Genomic DNA, 3435 nt, shown 5'->3' with positions numbered 1-3435 from the left:
TGGTCGCAGCGAAACTCAACCGCCGACCCAGACCAACCCTGAACCTCGAAACACCAGCCAACCGACTAAACCAGCTGCTACAAGCGGCCTAACCCCCAGCGTTGCTCCCACCAGTTGACTTTGCCCGGAAATCATTGCCATTAAGTGCCAACTCGCGGGTGTTAGTCGCCTGCAGCGTCGCGGCCGCGGCGGAGGATCAGCGGATCGGCGTCATAGACCACCGAGGTGTCCTTGTCTTCATAGTCGAACTGATTCAGGAAGTAGCGCATGGCGTTGATACGGGCGCGCTTCTTGTCGTTGGACTTGATGGTGATCCACGGCGCGTGGTCCGAGTCCGTGTGCAGGAACGTTTGTTCCTTGGCGTCGGTGTATTCCTCCCAACGGTCCAAGGACGCGAGGTCCATGGGCGAGAGCTTCCAGCGGCGGACGGGGTCGATCTGGCGGATGGCGAAGCGCGTGCGCTGCTCCTGCCTGGTGACGGAGAACCAGAACTTGGTCACATGGATGCCGGCGTCCACCAGCATCTTTTCGAAGACCGGTGCCTGCCCCATGAAGGTGTCGTATTCGTCCTCGGTGCAGAAGCCCATGACGCGTTCGACGTTGGCGCGGTTGTACCAGGAGCGGTCGAACATGACGATCTCTCCGGCCGTGGGAAGGTGCTGGATGTAGCGCTGGAAATACCACTGGCCCTGCTCGCGGTCCGAAGGTTTAGCGAGCGCCACCGTCCGGGCGGAGCGGGGGTCGAGGTGCTCCGTGAAGCGCTTGATGGTGCCGCCCTTGCCGGCGGCGTCCCTGCCCTCGAAGACAATCACGTGCTTGAGCCCGCGGTCCTGGCCCCAGTACTGAAACTTCAGCAACTCGATTTGCAGGCGGTACTTCTCCACCTCGTACTCGTCGCGGGTCATCCGCTGCTCGTACGGATAATCCTCGTTCCAGGTTTCAACAGCGGATCCACCGGGATCGATCAGGTCCGGATCCTCGCCTTGCCCGCCGCTGATGGTGTAGCCCAACTCCACCAGGTGGTCGATGGTCTCACGCAGGTTGTCCCTGACCCACCAATTGTCCAGTGATGTGGATAGTGCATTTGCCTCCGACATGCGGTCCTCCTGGTCAGCCGTGTAGTGCCCGGCAGCCTAACAACCGTTGGTGACGGGAACATGAACAGGGTTTCGGCCATCAGCCGTGATTGCGGCGGTCCTCTGTCTTGGTGAACAGCAGCCAGACCAACCAGACGCCCACAAGGATGGCGGCGCCGGGCAGCAGGCCCAGCGGCGCGATGTCCCGTCCTTCAGGGAGGAGGCCGAAACCGATCCACACGGCGGCCACCACCACGATCAAGCTGATGGCGTCGGAAACCAGTTCCACGGACCTGCGGCGAACCAGCTTGATCACCAGCTCTCCTGCCATGATCAGCGCGATGGCTGAGCCCATTCCCAGCGGATAGGCGCTGAAACCAGGAACCAGATCCTGCGATGAAGTCCACCCCATGAAGATCAGCAGACCCGCAAAGAGTGCAAGCGAGGTGACGAGCGATGCCGCGATGGTCATCCCCGTCGTGCGCCGGTCTTTGTCATGGCGCTTCCCCGGAATGTAGTCCCATGCGCCGCGCGTGAGCTTCACACTGATCCACCCCGCAATGACCACCATTACCAGTGGGACCAGCACGGGGGTGACGTAGTTGTTGCTGACGGCCCAAAAGACGGCCAGAAGGGCTGTGTAAACCTGTGGCGTGGCGAAGACTCCCAACCACCAGCCCAGCAGGAATTCCTTTCGGGCTCCGGGCAGGTCAAGAGGATGAACGAGAAAGTGGGTTTTCGGGTCCGGTAGCTGGACCTTCTCTTCGATGGGATTCACGATGTCCTCCAAGGGACCTGCTCAATGTAGGGCGGACGAAGACCTGCCCGTGCAATTTCGTATACCTTCTGGCGCGCCACTCCGAGCTCTGCGGCCACCGTCACGGCGCTGTACTCGTCCAGGAGTTCAGCGACAGCCGCTGATCTGACTCCGGACGCCCTGGAATTTAGATGTGCGGCAAAGACACTTACCTCCGCGGACAGCAGGGCCACGGCCAGGGGTCCGCCGAACGGTTCTGCCCAGCCGGGACCGCCCGCTGCGGCCGCAGCGTACAGGGCATCGCCGCCATCGGTCAGGATGGCGCCGAGCTGCTCCGGAGTGACGCCGCGTTCCTCAAACCTCTTGGCTGCGGCGTCTCGGGATCCGTCGTCGGCCGGACGATAGGTGAGCACGTGCTGCCACTGCGGATCAGTGACTTGGGAACCTGCGCTGTCACCCCCGGGTTGACTTTTCATGGGTCCATAGTCCTCGCGCGGTAGCGCAGTGTCAACCCCAGGGTGACAAACTTACCCGCCTGCGGGGTCGGCGAGCTCAATCCAGTAGCGGCGGAAGGACCGACCTTCCCCGTCCAGGCGCACATCTTCCAGCACGCCACCGTTTCTCTCAATAGTCCTTGCGGACGCTGCATTGCTGTCATCGCAGGTCAGGAGCACCCGCTCAGGCCCTCCCCGCGCAGCCAAGCCGGAGCACATTTCCCGCAGGGCCCAGGTTGCCGCACCACGGCCGCGATCCGAAGGGCGGACGCCGTACCCAACATGTCCACCCGAGTTAAGAAGTGCCGGAGTCAGGTAGTGCCGGAAGGCGATGGCCCCCACATATCGGGATCCCTCCGTCATCCAGCGATAGGTGCAGGGGACAATACCGTTGACCTCTTCGGCATGTTCAGCGGCAAGCAACTTACCCACCCACGCGGCGAAACCCTCGGCCGTACTGATGTCATCGCCGGCAAAAAGCCCGGCGCCATCCTGATGGGCGCCGCGCCATTCGCGGTGCGACTCGATGAATGACTCGTAGAAGGACACGTCAGGGGCAATAAGCGTCAACATCCCCCGACCCTACCCCGGCGAACAGGCCCGGCTTGGCCCGGCGGGAGAGGCCCGGCAGTTGCCGCCCAAGGCTTAGCCTTGCGTGTTCCCCCGGGGCAATTTCCGCCCCTGGACCACGGCGTGCGTCTTCTGCAGCGCCGAGACCGATGACTCGTAGGAGCGCTGGGCAACTCCCACGAAAAGACAGTCCACAACCATCATCTGGGCGATCCGGCTGCCCATCGCGCCGGACCTGAAGGGAGTCTCGCGAGCGGCGGTGGTCAGCACAATGTCGGCCGTCCGCCCCAAGGTCGAGTCGGCGTGATTCGTGATGGCAACAGTGGTGGCCCCCGCCGCTTTCGCCGCCAGTAGGAAGTCGACCGTGTCCACGGTGGCGCCCGAGTGCGAGATGGCGACAGCAACGCCGTCGTCGTCCAGGAGCGCTGCAGAAGCCAAGGCAGCATGCGGGTCTGACCAGCTGAAGGACGTCAGGCCGATCCTGTGCAGCTTCTGCTGCAGATCCTGGCCAACCAGCCCACCCGCTGTCTCTTATACA

The 3435-nt window shown here is 62.9% G+C and carries 4 protein-coding genes and 1 pseudogene; all 5 read right to left on the bottom strand.

The window, feature by feature from the left end:
• Positions 1-161 precede the first annotated feature (161 nt).
• Positions 162-1097 carry a polyphosphate kinase 2 gene (gene ppk2, locus GVL04_RS24015; protein WP_159709162.1) on the bottom strand — a complete coding sequence of 312 codons (936 nt, stop codon included), beginning with the start codon at positions 1095-1097 and terminating at the stop codon, positions 162-164.
• Positions 1098-1176: 79 nt separating this feature from the next.
• Positions 1177-1854, bottom strand: coding sequence for a hypothetical protein (locus GVL04_RS24010; protein ID WP_159709161.1), 678 nt, complete (start codon positions 1852-1854; stop codon positions 1177-1179).
• Positions 1851-2309, bottom strand: a complete 459-nt coding sequence (locus GVL04_RS24005; protein ID WP_159709160.1) for a hypothetical protein — start codon at positions 2307-2309, stop codon at positions 1851-1853. The genes GVL04_RS24010 and GVL04_RS24005 overlap by 4 nt, the downstream gene beginning before the upstream one ends.
• 51 nt (positions 2310-2360) lie before the next feature.
• Positions 2361-2900: a GNAT family N-acetyltransferase gene (locus tag GVL04_RS24000; RefSeq protein WP_159709159.1), complete on the bottom strand. Its 540-nt coding sequence runs from the start codon at positions 2898-2900 to the stop codon at positions 2361-2363.
• A gap of 72 nt (positions 2901-2972) precedes the next feature.
• Positions 2973-3422 (bottom strand): annotated as a pseudogene (locus GVL04_RS23995) (MurR/RpiR family transcriptional regulator); the annotation flags it as partial.
• Positions 3423-3435: the final 13 nt, after the last annotated feature.

Source organism: Arthrobacter sp. 18067 (assembly GCF_902706295.1).
In the GTDB taxonomy this organism is placed as follows: Bacteria; Actinomycetota; Actinomycetes; order Actinomycetales; family Micrococcaceae; genus Arthrobacter.
This window is presented reverse-complemented; position numbering and strand designations above follow the sequence as displayed.

What these genes read in the sequence shown, in the direction of transcription:
- ppk2 (WP_159709162.1), bottom strand. Translation starts at nt 1,097, where the DNA reads ATGTCGGAGGCAAATGCACTATCCACATCACTGGACAATTGGTGGGTC.
- GVL04_RS24005 (WP_159709160.1), bottom strand. Translation starts at nt 2,309, where the DNA reads ATGAAAAGTCAACCCGGGGGTGACAGCGCAGGTTCCCAAGTCACTGAT.
- GVL04_RS24000 (WP_159709159.1), bottom strand. Translation starts at nt 2,900, where the DNA reads ATGTTGACGCTTATTGCCCCTGACGTGTCCTTCTACGAGTCATTCATC.